17 protein-coding genes and 1 pseudogene are annotated in these 16040 nt (G+C 71.1%); 3 read left to right on the plus strand and 15 right to left on the minus strand.

Annotated elements, in window-relative coordinates; all coding sequences use genetic code 11:
- Positions 1-532 (plus strand): annotated as a pseudogene (locus KS423_RS18415) (hypothetical protein); the annotation flags it as partial.
- A 145-nt stretch (positions 533-677) separates the two neighbouring features.
- On the opposite strand, the gene KS423_RS18420 reads toward KS423_RS18415, so the two are convergent.
- The 4 genes from KS423_RS18420 to KS423_RS18435 form a co-directional block, all read right to left on the minus strand.
- The gene (locus KS423_RS18420) at positions 678-1346 is read right to left on the minus strand and encodes a GAP family protein (RefSeq protein ID WP_224280640.1); all 669 of its coding nucleotides are present in this window, start codon (positions 1344-1346) and stop codon (positions 678-680) included.
- Between the two features lie 231 nt (positions 1347-1577).
- On the minus strand, positions 1578-2990 hold the full coding sequence (gene argG, locus KS423_RS18425; RefSeq protein WP_224280641.1) for an argininosuccinate synthase: 1413 nt from the start codon (positions 2988-2990) through the stop codon (positions 1578-1580).
- A 212-nt stretch (positions 2991-3202) separates the two neighbouring features.
- A complete protein-coding gene (locus KS423_RS18430; RefSeq protein ID WP_224280642.1) occupies positions 3203-3661 on the minus strand; it encodes a rhomboid-like protein in 459 nt (152 codons plus the stop codon).
- A 59-nt stretch (positions 3662-3720) separates the two neighbouring features.
- The gene (locus KS423_RS18435; RefSeq protein WP_224280643.1) at positions 3721-3936 is read right to left on the minus strand and encodes a hypothetical protein; all 216 of its coding nucleotides are present in this window, start codon (positions 3934-3936) and stop codon (positions 3721-3723) included.
- 245 nt (positions 3937-4181) lie between these two features.
- On the opposite strand from KS423_RS18435, the gene KS423_RS18440 reads away from it, so the two are divergent.
- Positions 4182-4427 carry a helix-turn-helix transcriptional regulator gene (locus tag KS423_RS18440; RefSeq protein WP_224280644.1) on the plus strand — a complete coding sequence of 82 codons (246 nt, stop codon included), beginning with the start codon at positions 4182-4184 and terminating at the stop codon, positions 4425-4427.
- Positions 4428-4623: 196 nt separating this feature from the next.
- On the opposite strand, the gene KS423_RS18445 is transcribed toward KS423_RS18440, so the two are convergent.
- From KS423_RS18445 to KS423_RS18470, 6 genes are all read right to left on the minus strand, one after another.
- Positions 4624-4827 (minus strand): hypothetical protein, encoded by a 204-nt coding sequence (locus tag KS423_RS18445; protein WP_224280645.1) that lies wholly within the window; start codon positions 4825-4827, stop codon positions 4624-4626.
- A 391-nt stretch (positions 4828-5218) separates the two neighbouring features.
- Entirely contained in the window at positions 5219-5506 is a 288-nt protein-coding gene (locus KS423_RS18450; protein WP_224280646.1) for a hypothetical protein, read from the minus strand.
- Positions 5507-5611: 105 nt separating this feature from the next.
- The gene (locus KS423_RS18455; protein WP_224280647.1) at positions 5612-6796 is read right to left on the minus strand and encodes a helix-turn-helix domain-containing protein; all 1185 of its coding nucleotides are present in this window, start codon (positions 6794-6796) and stop codon (positions 5612-5614) included.
- A 180-nt stretch (positions 6797-6976) separates the two neighbouring features.
- Complete coding sequence (locus KS423_RS18460) at positions 6977-7288, minus strand: hypothetical protein (RefSeq protein ID WP_224280648.1); 312 nt, start codon at positions 7286-7288, stop codon at positions 6977-6979.
- Complete coding sequence (locus KS423_RS18465; protein WP_224280649.1) at positions 7285-7533, minus strand: hypothetical protein; 249 nt, start codon at positions 7531-7533, stop codon at positions 7285-7287. The genes KS423_RS18460 and KS423_RS18465 overlap by 4 nt, the downstream gene beginning before the upstream one ends.
- A 9-nt stretch (positions 7534-7542) precedes the next feature.
- Positions 7543-8658 (minus strand): peptidoglycan-binding protein, encoded by a 1116-nt coding sequence (locus tag KS423_RS18470; RefSeq protein WP_224280650.1) that lies wholly within the window; start codon positions 8656-8658, stop codon positions 7543-7545.
- A gap of 118 nt (positions 8659-8776) precedes the next feature.
- On the opposite strand from KS423_RS18470, the gene KS423_RS18475 reads away from it, so the two are divergent.
- Positions 8777-9274, plus strand: a complete 498-nt coding sequence (locus KS423_RS18475; protein WP_224280651.1) for a hypothetical protein — start codon at positions 8777-8779, stop codon at positions 9272-9274.
- Here the strand turns inward: KS423_RS18475 and KS423_RS18480 are convergent, their stop codons facing one another.
- The 5 genes from KS423_RS18480 to KS423_RS18500 are packed head-to-tail and all read right to left on the minus strand — an operon-like array spanning position 9275 to position 15898.
- Positions 9275-10009 (minus strand): hypothetical protein, encoded by a 735-nt coding sequence (locus KS423_RS18480; RefSeq protein WP_224280652.1) that lies wholly within the window; start codon positions 10007-10009, stop codon positions 9275-9277.
- Positions 10009-11115, minus strand: coding sequence for a hypothetical protein (locus KS423_RS18485; RefSeq protein ID WP_224280653.1), 1107 nt, complete (start codon positions 11113-11115; stop codon positions 10009-10011). The genes KS423_RS18480 and KS423_RS18485 overlap by 1 nt, the downstream gene beginning before the upstream one ends.
- Positions 11115-12287 carry a hypothetical protein gene (locus KS423_RS18490; RefSeq protein ID WP_224280654.1) on the minus strand — a complete coding sequence of 391 codons (1173 nt, stop codon included), beginning with the start codon at positions 12285-12287 and terminating at the stop codon, positions 11115-11117. The genes KS423_RS18485 and KS423_RS18490 overlap by 1 nt, the downstream gene beginning before the upstream one ends.
- Before the next feature lie 8 nt (positions 12288-12295).
- Entirely contained in the window at positions 12296-13192 is an 897-nt protein-coding gene (locus KS423_RS18495) for a phage tail domain-containing protein (protein ID WP_224280655.1), read from the minus strand.
- A 6-nt stretch (positions 13193-13198) separates the two neighbouring features.
- Positions 13199-15898 (minus strand): phage tail tape measure protein, encoded by a 2700-nt coding sequence (locus KS423_RS18500; RefSeq protein WP_224280656.1) that lies wholly within the window; start codon positions 15896-15898, stop codon positions 13199-13201.
- Positions 15899-16040 lie beyond the last annotated feature (142 nt).

Genomic DNA, 16040 nt, shown 5'->3' on the forward strand with positions numbered 1-16040 from the left:
GGGCGCCGGCCCGGGGGCGCTCCCGGGGCAGCCCCGGTGGGCTGGAGGGCGGGCGGAGCTGCGGCGCGACCTGCGGCACCTGTGCGTGGGGGTGGCGGGCGCGGCGGAGCCGGGGGAACTGGCCCTGGACCTCGAACTCGCCGAGAAGACCGCCTTCCGCACCCTCGGCTGCCTGCTGTACGGCATGGGCCGCACGGCGGACGGCGTCTTCTGGTGGCGGATAGCCGCGCAGTACGGGGACCAGCTGGCCGTGCACTGCCTGGCGGTGCACTACACCGCCGAGGGGGAGCGCCGCGACGCGGCCCGCTGGGCCGCCCAGGCCCAGGACCTCAGCGCCCCGGGTCGGCTGCCGGAGCTGGCGCCCGACATCCGGCCGGGTGGGGCGGCGGAGCTGGCGCGGGTGCTGGCGGAGCGCTACGACGGCGAGATCCTGCTGACGGTGCGGGAGACGGTGGCGGCGCGACCGAGCGCGGACCCCGGGCGGTTGGGGGCCCGGGCGGTGCGAGGGCGGGGGGTGGTGCGGATTCGGTGACGGGGATGGGGACGGGGATGGGGGCGGGGAGGCCAGGGGGATGGGGGCGCCAGGCGGGCGCGCGGGCAGGGCGGGGCTTGCGGCGGGGGCTGGATCGGGCCGGTCGGGGCCGGGGCGGGAGAGGCCCCGGGGCGGCTGGGGGAGTTCAGGTGAGCCCGGAGATAGCGGCACCCACGTACTCGGCGCCGAGCAGCAGCGGGACGGTGATCATGATTGCCGCGCTGTGCGTGGCCGTCCAGGCCCGCCACTCGCCGAGGGTGTGCCGAGTGTGGTCGTCGCCCCGGAGGTGGACCACCAGCGGCAGCAGGGTTCCCAACGAACCGAGCAGCACCATCACGACAGCGGCCACCGCCTTCTCCCCGACACCGGTCACCGCAGCGGCGATGGAGGCGGCTCCGCCGATGGCTGGGACCAGGGTCTTCGGCTGGGCCACGACCAGGACCACGGCGAGGCCGGCGGACCGGGCGGCGGTCAGCCGGTCGATCGAGAGCAACCAGACCGGTGGTGCGGTGACCCGGCCGGGGCGCGGCCGTTCGCGCCACTGCCGGGCGGCCAACAGGAGGAGGGCGACGCCGAGGGCGAGCTTCAGCCAGGACGGCCAGGTCGGCATGGTGCGGGCGGGGCTCAGCAGGGTGCCCGCCGTCACGACGGCCGCCACCAGCGCAGCCAGGCCGAGCAGCCAGCCGGCTGTGAAGGCGATCCCGTTGGCCCGGCGGCGCGGTGAGGCGAGTATCAGAAGGAGGGCGATCAGCGGCAGCGGGCTGAGTGCGACCGCCACCGCGGAGGCCAGCATCGGGCCGATTGCCTCACCCATCCCCTGTCTCACCCATCCCCGGACCTGCCTTCCCGTCGCCGGGCGCTATCCGCCATTCAGCTACCTGCGGGTGGGTGCCGCACGGCCGGCGCCGCCGTTCGGGTGAGGGCGGGCGTGGGGGGCGGGACAGGGGAAGACGGGGTAGGGACATGGGAAGCCGGGGCGGGCGGAGAGCGGCGCAGGGCCGTCGCACCGCTGGGGTGTGACGGCCCTGCGCGGGCGCGAGGCTCGTCAGTCGGTGCCGGACTCGATCGCCGCGTGGTCGAGTGCGGTGGAGGCGTCCTCGGCACCGGTGCCGGCGGCGATGGGAGCCGCGCCGCCGGGGGCGAGCTCGCCGATCAGGCCGCTCCACGGCGCCAGCTGGCCGTGCACCGCGTACTGCTCCAGCTTGCTGCGCGAGTCGGCGATGTCGAGGTTGCGCATGGTCAGCTGGCCGATGCGGTCGTCCGGGACGAACGCGGCGTCGACGCTGCGCTCCATCGACAGCTTCTCGGGGTGGTAGCTGAAGTTGGGGCCCTGGGTGTCGATGACCGAGTAGTCCTGGCCCCGCCGCAGCCGCAGGGTGATGCTGCCGGTGACGGGGTGGCCGATCCAGCGCTGAATGCTGTCCCGGAGCATCAGCGACTGCGGGTCGAACCAGCGGCCCTCGTAGAGCAGCCGGCCGAGCCGCCGGCCCTGGGTGTGGTACGTGGCGAGGGTGTCCTCGTTGTGGATGGCGTTGAGCAGCCGCTCGTAGGCGATGTGCAGCAGCGCCATGCCGGGGGCCTCGTAGATGCCGCGGCTCTTGGCCTCGATGATGCGGTTCTCGATCTGGTCCGACATGCCCAGACCGTGACGGCCACCGATGGTGTTGGCCTCGTGGACGAGGTCGACGGCACTGGCGAACTCCTGGCCGTTGATCCGGACCGGGCGGCCGAACTCGAACTCGACGGTGACGTCCTCGGTCTGGATCTCGACCGCCGGGTCCCAGAAGGCCACGCCCATGATCGGGCTGACGATCTCCAGGGAGGCGTCCAGGTACTCCAGCCGCTTGGCCTCGTGGGTGGCGCCCCAGATGTTGGCGTCGGTGGAGTAGGCCTTCTCGGCGGAGTCCCGGTAGGGCAGGTCGCGCTCGGCGAGCCACTCGGACATCTCCTTGCGGCCGCCGAGCTGGTCGACGAACGCCTGGTCCAGCCATGGCTTGTAGATCCGCAGGTTGGGGTTGGCGAGCAGACCGTAGCGGTAGAACCGCTCGATGTCGTTGCCCTTGTAGGTGGAGCCGTCGCCCCAGATGGAAACGCCGTCCTCCTGCATGGCGCGCACCAGCAGAGTGCCGGTCACGGCGCGGCCGAGCGGGGTGGTGTTGAAGTACGTCTGCCCGGCGGAGCGGATGTGGAAGGCGCCGCAGGCGAGGGCGGCCAGGCCCTCCTCGACCAGCGCGGCCCGGCAGTCGACCAGCCGGGCCTGCTCGGCGCCGTACGCGCGGCCCCGGGCCGGCACGTCGGCGAGGTTCGGCTCGTCGTACTGGCCGATGTCGGCCGTGTAGGCGTAGGGGAGGGCACCGTGCTCGCGCATCCACGCGACGGCGACGGAGGTGTCCAACCCACCGGAGAATGCGATGCCGATCCGTTCACCGACCGGCAGCTTGCTCAAGACCTTCGACATGGATGCACCCTTGACCCGCGCGGAGCGGGCCCCTGATCTAGCGATGTGTAACGGGATTCGGCGTAATCGATCCGATGCCCGAACTCTGGCATAGATTTGCAGAGTAATGCAAGAGCATACGAAAGTCTGGGTGGTGACGGGGGCCTGCCGGGGCGTCGCGGGCCTTCGGCGATTCGGCCAACTAGCTTGTGCGGTCGGATGGTTGGGGTAGGTCAGGAGGCCCGGGCGGGTGCCCGGGTGCGCAGCCAGGCGGTACGGGAGGCGAGGGCGCCCAGCCCGAGGGCGGCCAGATGGCCGGCGTCGGCCAGCTGCTGGTCCAGCGCCCAAGCGGTGGCCAGGGCCAGGGCGAGCGCCGACAGGCCGTAGCGGCGTAGCGGGTGCGGGCCGAGGGCGAGGAGGCAGGCGCCGGTGGCGACCAGGCCGTAGCTGATGCCCACGTCCCGGGCGTGGGAGAGCGCGCCCGGGATGCGGGCGGTCACCATCACCCACATGGCACCCTCGGTGAGCAGTGTGGCGCCCAGGTGCCCGAAGACGAAGACCGCGCCGGCCCGGGCCGGACCCCAGCGCCACTCGGCCAGGCCCAGGACGACGGCGACCGCCGCGATGCCCGCCCAAGCCGGAACCCCGTCGACCACCAGGCCGCTGGTGAACATCGTCCACCACTTGCCCACCGACACATGTTGCTAGACACATTGTGACTCCACTCGTTACTGAGTGAGATAACGGCAGCTCAGGCTGTGTTGTCCGAGGGGCCGTCGGGTGCTGTCACGTCGCGAACGAGCTGGAGGGCGTCAGCGAGGGCGGCGCGCACGCGCTCGAACTCCAGGGCCAAGCGCGGCAGGGTGATGTGCAGCAGGTCGATCTCGCGCGCTCGGTCGAGGTCGGCTTCGGCCATGCGGTAGCGGGCGGCATGCTCGGGCGCGAGGTGGGGTGTATCGCTGTTCATCGTCTCACTGGGGTCTGGTGGTGTGGGGGCGGCGGGCGGCAGGGCAAAGCTGTCGCGTATGCCGGCAGGGGTGACCCAGCGGACTAAGCGGGAGGACGGGGGTGTGCTGCGGGCGAGGGTGGGCATGGTGCACTCCGGGTGAGATCCCCCCAGTGGAATCGGACGAATCATAGCGAACAGGTGTTCGGATGAAATGTCCCTGGCTGGGGGCAGACATTTGATCATGAAATGGTGAGCGTCGAGGGGTGCTTCCCCCTCCATCGCCCGATCAGGCGTATCTCGACCAACAGCGGCGTGCGACCGGCGACCGGATTCGTCGCGCGCGGCGCCTGCAAGGCCTCCGGCAGGAGGGGCTGGCCGAACGCGCAGGCCTGGACCGCAAGACTGTCAGCAGGCTGGAGAACGGGAGGGCGCTGGCGTCGCACGATCAGCTGGCGCGCGTGGCATACGCTCTGGAGCTACCGCTGTGGCGGCTGTTCTGGGATGAGTAGGGCCCGGCCGGCCGTACGGAGGGTACGGCCGGCCGGGGCGCTGCGACTCAGCAGCGGAGAGGGCTCGCAGCCCGGACATCATCCAACTGGACCGGCGGCGCGTATCCGTTGTACGGCACCAGATACCCGCACATCGGGCACTGCCAGTACGCCCCGTTGACGTACATCGCCACACCGCATCCTGCGGGGCATGGCATCACTGATCACCTCCTTCCTCCTCGGGGGTGGACAGCCGGATGATCATCCGGCCGAGCTTGGCGGCTTCCTCGGGGGGCAGAGCAACCGCTACCTGGTCGACGTGCACCACCACCTCGCCCATGGCGGCAAGGCGGACGAAAATCGTCCCGCCGTCCGTTCCCTGGAACGTTCGCTGAGCTGGCGTCATCACACTGTCGTCCATGGTTCTCCCTTCGGTAGCCCGGGGGCGGTCCCCCGGAGCAACGAGGCTATCGAGGTGTCTGTCACGCGGAGGCCGTTCGGACTGGTGGTGCCGGGCGACCCGGGGAGGACAGTGCTCGACCTCTGCGGTGTAGGCCGTGAGGTCGCGCAGGAATCGACCCCGGCGCCACTGGCGGCAGTTGATGCACAGGCCCCGCTCAACACGGACCTCGACGGGGGCGCCCCCGACGGCAGTCACTCGCACGTGTCCGCGGGCGGGGCTTGTTCCGCGGGGTCGTCTTCGGGGGCGCCGTGTGAGGCGGCCCCGGGCTGTTGACTCGTGCGGCCGAGCATCTCCCACACCCCAGCGACAGCAGCCTGCCACTCATCGCTCATCGGGTTGAAGCGCGGCATCAGCGGTGCGCCTCCAGGCTCGCGGCGTGCGGCGGGCACGCCGAACACACGCCGACCGCGTAGACCAGCCCGTCGTCGTTGACGTGGCCGGCGTCCGACAGGGGCCCGGGGCCGCCGCAGGTAACGCATGCGGTGCCGGATCGCTGGGCCGGGGTCAGCAGTGCATCGAAGCGTGGGGCGACCACCCGCACGCTGTCACCCAGGCGACCAGACGCGGCGTCCTGCAGTCCATGGTGGCGGGTGAGGTCCTCGGCCGTTCGGTTGAGTGCGCGGGTGGTGGCGGCCATCGTCTCTCCTCGGTGTAGGTGTCCCGATACTGAGAGTGTCGGCCGCACGAAGGCCCCGAACTATCACAGCTTGGTGATAGTCCAGGGCCTAGGTGTGACAGCCGGTCAGATGCCGACCCAGTGAGCCAAGTTCACCAGCGTGCCCGGGGTTGCGCGCCGCGCCGAGAGCAAACCTGCGACGGTCTCACGCACCATCGGCTGATACCTCGTCTGCTGCGGCGCTACCTCCCGCGCGCGCTGCAGCGTCTGCTGGGCCTGATCGGTCCGGCCGGTCCACAACTGAGCCCGGGCAACCTCCGCAAGGTGGGCTGCCACCCGCGAGGCCGGCCAATCCGCAGGAATCGTCAGCCCGCTTGCAGCCTGCAGCGCCTCTGCGTACTGGCACTGCTCGGCGAGCGTTGCGACCTGGTGGGTTGCCACGTTGGTTGGGCCGAACGACAACCAGTGGACCTGCGTTGCTTCGCCCGTCTCCGAGGCCGTACGGGCGGCCTCTGCGATGTGGCTGGCCGCGGTGTCCCCGTCTCCCGCCCGCGCGGAGAGGACCGCAGCGCCGAGGTGCAGCTGCCCGGTGACGACGTCGCGCGTACGACCGGGCTCGCCCTGCGCAAGGGTGGCCATCCCGACGGTAATGAGCCGTTGGCCCATCCGGTACTGGCCGGCACGCAGGTAGACCAGCGAGCGCAGGTACTGCCGCATTCCCGCGAGCACCGGGTCCGAGGCTCGTGCGGCAGCCCAGTCAAGGCGGTCGAGGGCGACCACGCACAAGTCGGGGTAGCCGAGCTTGGTGGTGATGTCGTAGGCGGTGCGGTAGGTGCTGGCGAGCGTGCTCCAGGCCTCGGAGGTCTGGACGGTCCACGCTGCGGTGGTGGCTTCGGTGATCAGGTCGGGCAGGACGTGCGCGGCGTCCTTCAGCCGGCCGTCGCGCACCAGCGCGCATAGCTGGTCGGCCTCGGCTGCGAGGGCAGGGATACCGCGCGAAGCGATGTCGGGGTCGGCGCCGAGGTCGTATAGGTCGAGTGCCTCACGGATGGGCTGGATCAGGCCGTCCAACTCGTCCTGCTGTAGCTCGGTGAGGTAGGGCTGGCCGGTCAGGTCCGTTGTCTGAACGGACAGGGCCCGGGCGACGGCGGCCACAACAGCTGACGTGGCGGGCCGGACGCCCTGTTCGACCTTCGTCATCATGCTGTAGGAGATGTGGGCGCGGCTGGCCAGCTCCTGTTGGGTCAGCCGGCGTAGTTTTCTGTACCAGGCGATGCGGGCGCCGATGTGTTCGACGGCGGGCACGGGCATACTGAACTCCGTTCGTAGCGACCACTGCGGACGATACCCGCTGTAGGTGGCGGGCAGCCGTCGGCGGCGGAGTCCAGCACTCCGCCGCCGCTTGCTGTTTGGTCACAGGTCCGTCACCAAAAACACGACGAAGCCCCCGCCCAGCCCTCCGGAGGGAGAGCTGAGCGGGGGCGTGGTGGTTCAGCGGGGTTGCTGTTGAAGGTCCTGGACGGCACCCTCGATCCGGTTCACGGCGTCACGGAGGGACAGGCCGCTGTTGGGGTGCAGCTCGTGCTCGATGCTGGCCAGCCGCTCCATCACTCCGGGGCGGGCGGGCACGCCCGGTCGAGCAGCTGCCCCCTGCCAATCCTCAGCCCACGCATCCAGCGCGCGGTGCAGACGGCGAACCGTCCGCCACAGCACGCCGAGCACAGCGAGGACCGCCCCGAGGGCGGCCGCCCAGGCCGCGAGGGCGTCGACCTGGACGATGCCGGTTGGGTCAGCGAGGGTCACTCGCGCACCTGCCGCAGCAGGGCAGCGTCCGGGTCCGGGGCCGTCCGCAGCCAGGACGGCAGCAGCCGGTCCACCACCGGGAGCGCCATCACCCGGGTAACGCCAGCCGCGACGGTCAGCCCGGCGCCGACACCCCAGGCGGTCTGCGGGATGCCGGAGGCGTCCACAATCAGCGGGGCCGCCGCGGCGAGGGAGAGGCCGGTCTGCAGCACCGTGCGGATGGTTCTGCGGGTCGAGTCGAGCATGGTGATCTCCTAGTCGGTGACGGTGAACTGGTGGGCGCTGGCGAGGCGTTCGAGGGTGGCGCGGCCGGGGATGCCGTCGGCGGCGGCTCCGCTGTAGCCGCAGCGTCGCTGCCAGGCTGCGTACGCGCTGACGGTGCGGGTGCCGAACGAGCCGTCCACCCAGCGCTGTTGCAGGAGCCCCTCGTCCGCGAGCGCCTGTTCCACGATCTGGGCCTCGGACCCGTAGGTCTGGTGGCCCTGCGCGGCGCCCGGGTCGGTGCGGGCGGCGGCGGTGAGGTGCGAGAGTGAGACCGTGCGGCCACCGGGCAGGTTCCCGAGGAGCTGTCGCAGCGAGGCCTCGCCCGGCACGCCATCGGCGTCCGTCCCGGAGTAGCCCAGACTGTGCTGGTACTCGGCGTAGTTCTCGGTGTCGGCGTCCGTCCAGGTCGGGCCGGGGCCCTCCTGGTAGTGGCCGCCGTAGCCAGCCGCGACCAGCGCCCGGCCGACGGCGGTCACCTGGTCGCCCTGGGCGCCGTAGCCGTACGGCAGGCTGTTGATGCTGACCTGGTAGCGGGCCGGAGTCGGGTCCGGCGTAGGCGCAGGCTCGGCCGGCGCCTTCGGGACGCCAACGCGGGCGGCCGGGACGCCACCGAGCGCCGGGTCCGCGCTGATCGTGCCCTCGGGGTAGTCCGGCACGCCGTACCCGTACGGGCTGCCCGGGCCGCGGCGGGGCCGCTGGCGGACGTACACCCCGTCGCCCTGCGGCGACCCGCCCGAGTTCGTGTTGCCCTCGACGGTGTAGATCCACTGACCGTCGTAGGCGGTGACCACGCCGACGTGATCCTGCCCGGACTTGCCCATGTAGAACGGCCCGCCCAGCACCGGGTACTCGGTGAAGCGGCCGCGCTCCTTCCACCACTGCACGGCGCTCCAGCACGACGCGGTGATCGGCCATCGGTCGGCCATCCCCTCGGTCTGGGTGGCACCCCAGGCGGTGAACGTTGCACACCAGGCCTGGTCCTGGGACCACTCCAGGCTGGGGACGGCGGGTGAGTACTTCTGGTGGTTGTTCCACGTGCCGTCGGGGTCGCGGCCCTCGTGGTAGCCCTCCTGGCTGGTGAGCAGGGCCACGAACTCGTCACGCATGGGGTGCCTCCTGGGCATGAAGAAGCCCCGGCCGGAACGGCTCGGGGCGGGATGTGATGGCGGTGTGTCGGGTGGTACCGGTAACGTCAAGGGACCGCAAACAGACCAGGGGGTAGGGATGTTGAGACTGAGCCGCCAGTCATGGGCGATCATCGGCAGCGTGGCGGTGATCGCGGGCGGGAGCGTGACCGCGGCAGCGCTCGCTAGCGGCGGTGACAAGCCTGCGCCGCAGCAGCAGGTCGCCGCCGAGGTCAGCCCGACGCCGACCACGACGGACACCAGCAGCCCGGCCGCACCGGCCGAGGCCTCGCCGGCGGCAGTGCCGAGCGCGCTGCCCACTCCGCCGACCTCCGCGCCGGCGCAGACCACGCCGAGTCCGGCCGCCACGACGAAGCCCAGCAGCAAGACGAAGGAGAACAGCACCGTGCAGCAGCCGAAGCAGATTGCCCCCGCGGCACCGGACGACACCCAGCCGCCCGCACAGACCACGCAGCCCCCGACCGGCGTTGGCCAGAACCCCGGCGGGACCGGAACCGTCGACAACGGTGCGCCGCCGTCGAAGGCCCCGGCGCCCTCGGGCCTGCCGACCGGCGACCCGTACCAGCAGCACCCCTAGCTAGCCGCTGATGCCGTACGCGTTCAGCCCCTTCACGCCCACAGTGCCGCCACCGCCGGTGACCCGGGCCTGCCACACCAGGTCCTGGTAACTCAGATGCGCGCCCGTGATCGGGCCATAGACGGCGTCGACGACGTAGGCGCCGGCTGACAGGACGGCCTGTCCAATGACCGATCCGGCCCCGTCGAGAAGCCGCACCTCACCGGACGTGCTGGCGTCCGAACAGCGAGCCAGGTAATAGGCATGCACACGGGGGTGCTGCTTCCGCCAGTGCATCGTCATGCACGTGGCCCAGCTGGATGACGAGGTGGTCCACTGCGGGAACTCGGTGTACCCATACCAGCCGCTCCCCCCGAAAACCGGCGCTGCGAGGCCACCGGCGGCGTCCTCGGCCAGGAGTGTCTGCCCTCGTGAATCACGGATGACGACGCACTGTGGGTCACCCGGGTTGGAGGTGATGTTTGAGATGCTGATCGCCAACGAGCCGTCCTGCCGGCACGCAAGGAGACCGCGCTGAGGCGAGCCGTCGGGGTTGAGCGGAGAGATCCCACCGACGTAGAACTGCGGGTCACCGGCCTTGGTGTTGACCTTGAATGTGCCGCCCTCGCCCACCACCACGGACCCGGAAAGGATCTGGGTCATGGCCGGCCGCATCTGGGAACGGCCGGCCAGCTGGCGGACCTCGTCCTTGAGCTTGCGGAACTCGTCGAGGATGTCCAGCGGCAGATCGGGCATCAGGCGGCCTCCAGGTAGAGCTCGGTGGACTCCGGCCGGCCGCGCGCCTCCGGCGAGACCTTGAGGCCGACGACCCGGTACCGGGCGGACAGCCCGTCGTAGTACCAGTCGTCCACGATCCGGATCCTTACGTACGAACCGAGTTGGGGCTGGTCAACCCCGCTCCCCGTGTACGCGACGGACGGAATGAGCGAGGGGCGTCGGGCGGCGGCAAGGTCGGCCCGGGCGTGCTGGTCGAGCACGTCCTGGCTGATCACGGTCGAGTAGTCCGACGTGCCGTCCAGCCGCGGCCAGCCAGCCGCGATGTCAGCCGGAGTCGTGAGCAAGGTGGACATGAGCGGCGTCGACTCGGCGGCCAAGTTGCTGTTGACCGTGGCGCCCCGGGACTGCCAGGCGTTGGCGAGCCTGGTCGCGTCCTCGGGCAGTGAGTAGGTGGTGATCGGGCCCGGGCTGGACAACACGAGGTCGCCACCGCCGACACTGAGGCGCGGGTAGCCGAGCCGCAGGGCCCGGTGCCGAGCGCCGGTGGCGTCCCGGTAGCACTGGATGATCCACTCAAAGCCGTTCTGGACGGCGGCGAGTTGGTCAATGAGGCCACCGAGCCACGGCAAGTCGTAGCGGGAGTACACCCGATCACGTGGGACGCCGCTGGTCTGGCCGTAGTCGATCTCGATGCCCAGGTTCCCGCCGGGCGCGGACTGGGCGTAGGCCACGAGCTGTCGGGCAATGTCGAGCTGGTCTACGCCGGTCGAGGTCATGCTGTCGGTCAGCATGCGGTGCGCGCGCAGGACCGACTCCAGGCCAGCAGCCTGAATGGCGCACGTCCAGATGCCGAGGGCATTCCTCGCCGGCGTGCGGGTCCACAGGATGCCGCCCCACACGATCGTGCCCGCGACCGCATCCCAGCGCTCCAGGTAGAGCATGGTCCGCCCCGGCAGCACGGAGGTACGGACCCGCCGGGCCATGCTGCTGTCCGGCACATCGATCGTCGCCGAGAGCGTGCCGGTCTTGCCGATGTAGGCGTCGTAGGACACATCGCGGACCGGGATCCGGTCGAGGAGCCGGTCCGTACGCAGGTCGCAGACCAGCAGCTCGTAGGTGGCCATCAGGCGACCCTGTGCAGCCGCAGCCAGGATCCCGGGAAGATGTTTGTGGGAGTGGGCTGGGCTGAGTTCTGGGCGAACTGGAGTTGCAGGGTGCCGGTGGTGGTGACGGTGATGTACCCGCGAACGGCGGCGTTCACCATGCCTCCGGCGCCATACGTGCCAGCCGTGGTTGTCGCCGCGATCGCGACCGTGCCGGGACTGTACGTCAAGGTGCCGCCCGTACCGGGCGCGTTGATCGACCACGTCCCGGTGGAGCCGGCCGGAACGGACCATCCGAGCTTGAGATCGCCGGCATTGAACTGCCCGTCGTAGACAACCCAGCCGTCGATCTCGTAGGTGGCACCAGCGACGACCGGCAGGGACAAGTCGGTGGCAGGGACTAGCGTGGTCGACGACGTCACAGGCTGGGTTGCACTGGTTTTGCGGGCGTGGAGGACCTGCCCCACCCCGGTCACGGACAGGTTGCCGTTGACCTGAGCGGTAGCCGTCGCGGAACGAGTGATCGTGACATCGCCTAGACCGAGCACGCCGGCGTTGCCGAGGCGGACCGCAGCCTCCCACACGGCGCCCGTGTAGCGCTCCAGGATGCCGGCCACGCCTCCTGCGTCGCGCCACTGCCCAGCGTAGGAACCGGCTGCGGGGCCGGGCGTGATCCCACCCACCGGCACGGTGTAGACCCGCTGGTCGGTCAGCGCGGTACCCCAGTTGATCGGGTCGCCCGATGACGCGCCGGCCTTCACGTTGATGTCCCACAGCCTCAGGTAGGCCGTGCCGGAGGCCGGGGCGGTCGGTGCGGAGCCCGACCCGGCGGTGCCCTGCTGGTAGACGATCTGGGCCGCCCTGGTGCCGGATGAGTCGTGGTCGGTGTCGAGGACGACCAGCCACACGGTGTCGATCCGGGCGAGCGACGCGTGCCCAGGGGCGACGGTGATGCTGGTCGCGGTGTCCACCACGGCTGGGTAGGCGCCCTGGGCGGACGTGCCCTGGACGACGGCCCGGCCGGGTGCGACGGAGCCGGTCATGCCGGAGCCGGTCAGCAGCAGCGGAGTGCCGCCCGGGATCACCCCGGAGCGCACGGTGAGCGCGCCGGTCGGGGTCATCAGGGTCGTGGCGAGGCGGATCATGGCGCGGGTCAGGCCCGTCAGGCCGTTCCACGCGGCGTACACGGCCATTGGACCTCCTACAGGTAGGCGGAGCGCCACCGGACGGTGACCTGCGCGGCGGGATCGGTGCTGGCGGGATCGGCCCGGAAGGAGACGGTGGTCATGCCCGGCGGCACTGTGACCAGGCCCTCGGGCGCGGAGCGGTTGGTGGCGGTGTAGAGGCGGTCCTGGCCGCCAAGGGTGACCGTCCCTGCCCAGGTGTCGATGACGAGGGTGTCGGCCGCGCCGAGGGTGATGTCGTATTCGAGGCGGAGTGCGCCCAGGGTGACGGTCGGTGTGGTGACCGGGCCGCGGATCTCGATGACGGGGTGGGCGTCGGTGGTGCCGGAGTTGGTGGCGATGAGATCGCCGGTGGATCCGGGCGTGCCGAACGAGAGGCCGGTCTCGGTCGGGCTGCCGAACGAGAGGCCGGTCTCGGTTGGGGTGCCGAACGAGAGGCCGGTCTCCGCGATCGGCAGTACGGCCGAGGCGGTTGACTCGGTGACGACGTAGCGCCGCGGGTCGCTGGCCTCCCACAACAGGCTCACGGAGGGGGTACCGGTGGCACCGTCAGTGTCGGTGGACATGACGCGGCGGGTGATTCTGGCCCAGGCCAACAGCGGCTGCCCGGCCAGGCGGATGATCAGTGGCTGCTCATCCTGGCGGACGGTGGTCGCTGCCAGCAGGGCAGCCCTGACAGCCGGCCAATCGTCGGAGTCAGCGGTGACCCGGATCGTGCAGGAGATCGCCCGGGACTGCGCGAGGAGCTGGCCGGGCCGGGAGCCGATTTGTTGGGCTCGCGGTGCAGAGCCGGAGTCCAGGCTGGGCAGGTCCTCCCAGCCCGGGACCTCGGCGACGGCGTAGACGGTTCCGTCTCCGAGGAGGAGCCCGGCCCACTCGATCTGCCGGTCGGCGGTGATGAGTTCACCGGCCACGGGTCATCACCCCCTGCCCTTGGACAGGACCATGAGGTCCATAGCGGTTTGCCGGGCGCCGCCGTTCGGGCTCTCGTAGTACTGCTCGATGTTCAGCACCGGCGCGGCCGAGGCCTGCTCGGCCCAACTCCCACCGCCTGCCGGGCCCATCGGGGCCTGTGCCTGGTAGGACCAGGCAGGGATGGTGAGGTCCGGTGGCTGGACGAGTCCGGCCATGGTGCGGTCCAGCGACGTCCGGCCATCCTCGACGCCGGCCTCGATACCGGCGGGAATCCACCGGCCGATGTCGCGGCGCATCACCTTCGACGGGGAGGCGATGCCCAACGCCTTCGCGATCGGGCCCGGGATCATGTTCGTCGCGAACGAGATCAGCTGTCCCTTGAGCCAGCTGCCCATGCTGCTGATGCCTCGCCACAGGCCGCGCACGACGTCGCCGCCAGCGCTGACCAGCAGATCCCCGAGGCTGCCGATCCCGTCGCGGATCCAGCCAGGCACGCCGCGAATCCAGTTGATCGTTGCGTTCCAGCCGTTGACCGCGCCGTCGTAGACGGTGCTCCAGATCCGGGAGAGCACGCCGGCCAGGTTCCAGCCGGTGAAGAAGTTGACGATCGCGCGGCCGGCGGAGACTGCTGCGTTGGAGACCCAGTTCCAGGCCTCCACAGTGGCGTTGCGCACCGTGTCCCAGTTGGCGACGACCAGCGCCACCAGTGCCACCACGGCGGCGATCACCCAGCCGAGCGGCCCCATGGCGAGCACCCAGGCCGCGGCCATGCGGGCCGCCTGAAGCAAAGATTGGGCGCCCATGAGCACCCAGCCGGCCACGATCTCGACCACGGCAGCGGCCTGGAGGGCCATGCCCCACACGATCCGTGCGCCGATCGTGATCCACGCGGCGGCCTGCTGGGCGCCCGACGCGATGGCCGCGGCCCCCGAGGTCACCCATGCCCACACCTGCTGGGCGCCCGACGCGATGGCGGAGGCACCGGCGGCGATCCACCCGCCCACGGTCTGGTAGGACGCGACGACACTCATTGCGGAGTTGGTGACGGCGGCGCCGCCCGAGGTGACCCACGCGGCAACCTGCTGCGCGGCCGAGATGGTCGCGGCGATCCCGGCCTGCGCGTAGCCGACGGCGGTCGTGATGAGGACCGGCAGTAGCACTGCCGTGATAACGCCGGCCACCACCGCGATGGTGGTCCGGTTGTCGGACAGCCAGCGCGCGGTGTCGGCGAGGGCGGGCACCAGCGTGCCGACAACGACTCCCGCGGCTGTGGCAGCCGCCGGGACGAGGTGCTGTCCGAGCCACTTCGCCACGTCGATGACGGGCGGGGCGACGTCGTCCCGCAGGAACCTGCCCAGCTTGGTCGCCGCGGGCGCGAGGTCGTCCCGCAACACCTGGCCAGCCTTCTCCGCGACCGGGCCGAAGCGGTCGGCGAGTTCGCCGCCGATCCGGGTGACGGCCGGTACGACCGTGTCGAGCACGGTGCGGCCGAACGACTCGGCGGCGGGTACCGCGGTGCCGGTGATCCAGTCGGACGCCGCGCCGAAGGCTGGACCGAACCGGGAGGCGAGCGCCGAACCGACGCTCTCCAGGGCGGGCAGCACCTTGCCGCCGACGACCTCGGTCAGGCCCTGCTCCAGCCCCCGGGTGAACTTCTCCAGCTTGGTGGCGGCGTTGTCGCGCAGGCTGGTGCCCATGCGGTCGGCGGCGCCTGCCACATCCCCCAACGCCGCGACGGCCGTGGCAGGGTTGAGGGCCAGCAGCGATTTCTGCATGTCCTCGGCCTTGGTGCCGAAGAGCTCGGTCGCGGCGGCATCGCGCTTGACCGGGTCTTCCATCGCCCGGAGCTTGTCGAGGGTGAGCTGGAGGACCTGGGTTGCCTGCGGGCCGCCCTGGCCGAGCTGCTTGATCATCTGGTCCGCGTTGAGACCGATGTCCTTGAAGCCCTGGGCGATCTTCTGGCCTCCGGCGACGCCCTCGATGACGAACTCTTTGAGGGCGTCGGCGACAACATCCGTGTCGCGAGCACCGGCCTGCATACCCTGACTGAGTAGGCCAGTTGCGGCCGTAGCGCTCAGTCCGAGCCGCTGGAAAATGACGCTGTACTCGTTGAACGTGTCGCCGAGGTCGTCGGCGCGTGGCCCCATGACCTGAAAGCCGCGGGTGAGGACGTCCAGGGCCTCGGCGCCATCCTTCGCCAGCCCGGTCTTGATCATCTGACCGGCCGCGTTGGCCGACTGCCCCAGGTCGACCTCGAAGGTCGAGGACAGGTCAGCCACCTTGGTGGCGATCGACTGGATTTGCTGCTCGGTCGCGCCGGTCGGCATGAGGCCGGCGGACATGGTGGCGCGTACCGCGTCGGCGGCGCCCTGGACGTCCTCGGTGATGGCACCGGCCCACATCTGCCCGGCGATGTGGCCGTAGCGCTCGGCCTCGGGGCCGGTCGCGCCGAGCTGGGCGCCGAGCCGCCCCGTGATCTTTCCCTGCTCCATCGAGTCGCCGAGGCCCTTGACGAGCAGGGCCCCAACGGCAGCCGCGCCGGCCGCGATGACGACCGCGGACCCCTTGAGCAGCCGCTTGCCGAAGCCGCTGCCAGCATCGTCTCCGGCCTGCTCGACGGGGCCGGTGAGCTGGTCGCGGATCGCGGATCCGATGCCGCGCACGGACGGGACGATCTGGAGGCTGGCATAGCCGACGGTGGGCACCGGCGATCACCTCCTCCGGTACTGCTGGGTCAGGTCAGGTGGCCTGCTTCGACGGCGGCGCGGTGCGCGCGGGCCCGGTCGCGGGCGGCGGCCAGTGCGGCGGCGCGCTCGGCCGGATCACGGCGGGAACTGCGGGCGCCGG

The sequence above is a fragment of the Streptomyces sp. LS1784 genome (assembly GCF_020103755.1).
GTDB lineage: Bacteria > Actinomycetota > Actinomycetes > Streptomycetales > Streptomycetaceae > Kitasatospora.

Coding starts and splice junctions, on each gene's coding strand:
- KS423_RS18475 (WP_224280651.1), top strand. CDS start 8,777: ATGTTGAGACTGAGCCGCCAGTCATGGGCGATCATCGGCAGCGTGGCG.
- KS423_RS18470 (WP_224280650.1), bottom strand. CDS start 8,658: ATGCGTGACGAGTTCGTGGCCCTGCTCACCAGCCAGGAGGGCTACCAC.
- KS423_RS18420 (WP_224280640.1), bottom strand. CDS start 1,346: ATGGGTGAGGCAATCGGCCCGATGCTGGCCTCCGCGGTGGCGGTCGCA.
- KS423_RS18435 (WP_224280643.1), bottom strand. CDS start 3,936: ATGAACAGCGATACACCCCACCTCGCGCCCGAGCATGCCGCCCGCTAC.
- KS423_RS18485 (WP_224280653.1), bottom strand. CDS start 11,115: ATGGCCACCTACGAGCTGCTGGTCTGCGACCTGCGTACGGACCGGCTC.
- KS423_RS18445 (WP_224280645.1), bottom strand. CDS start 4,827: ATGGACGACAGTGTGATGACGCCAGCTCAGCGAACGTTCCAGGGAACG.
- KS423_RS18450 (WP_224280646.1), bottom strand. CDS start 5,506: ATGGCCGCCACCACCCGCGCACTCAACCGAACGGCCGAGGACCTCACC.
- KS423_RS18465 (WP_224280649.1), bottom strand. CDS start 7,533: ATGCTCGACTCGACCCGCAGAACCATCCGCACGGTGCTGCAGACCGGC.
- KS423_RS18455 (WP_224280647.1), bottom strand. CDS start 6,796: ATGCCCGTGCCCGCCGTCGAACACATCGGCGCCCGCATCGCCTGGTAC.
- argG (WP_224280641.1), bottom strand. CDS start 2,990: ATGTCGAAGGTCTTGAGCAAGCTGCCGGTCGGTGAACGGATCGGCATC.
- KS423_RS18490 (WP_224280654.1), bottom strand. CDS start 12,287: ATGGCCGTGTACGCCGCGTGGAACGGCCTGACGGGCCTGACCCGCGCC.
- KS423_RS18480 (WP_224280652.1), bottom strand. CDS start 10,009: ATGCCCGATCTGCCGCTGGACATCCTCGACGAGTTCCGCAAGCTCAAG.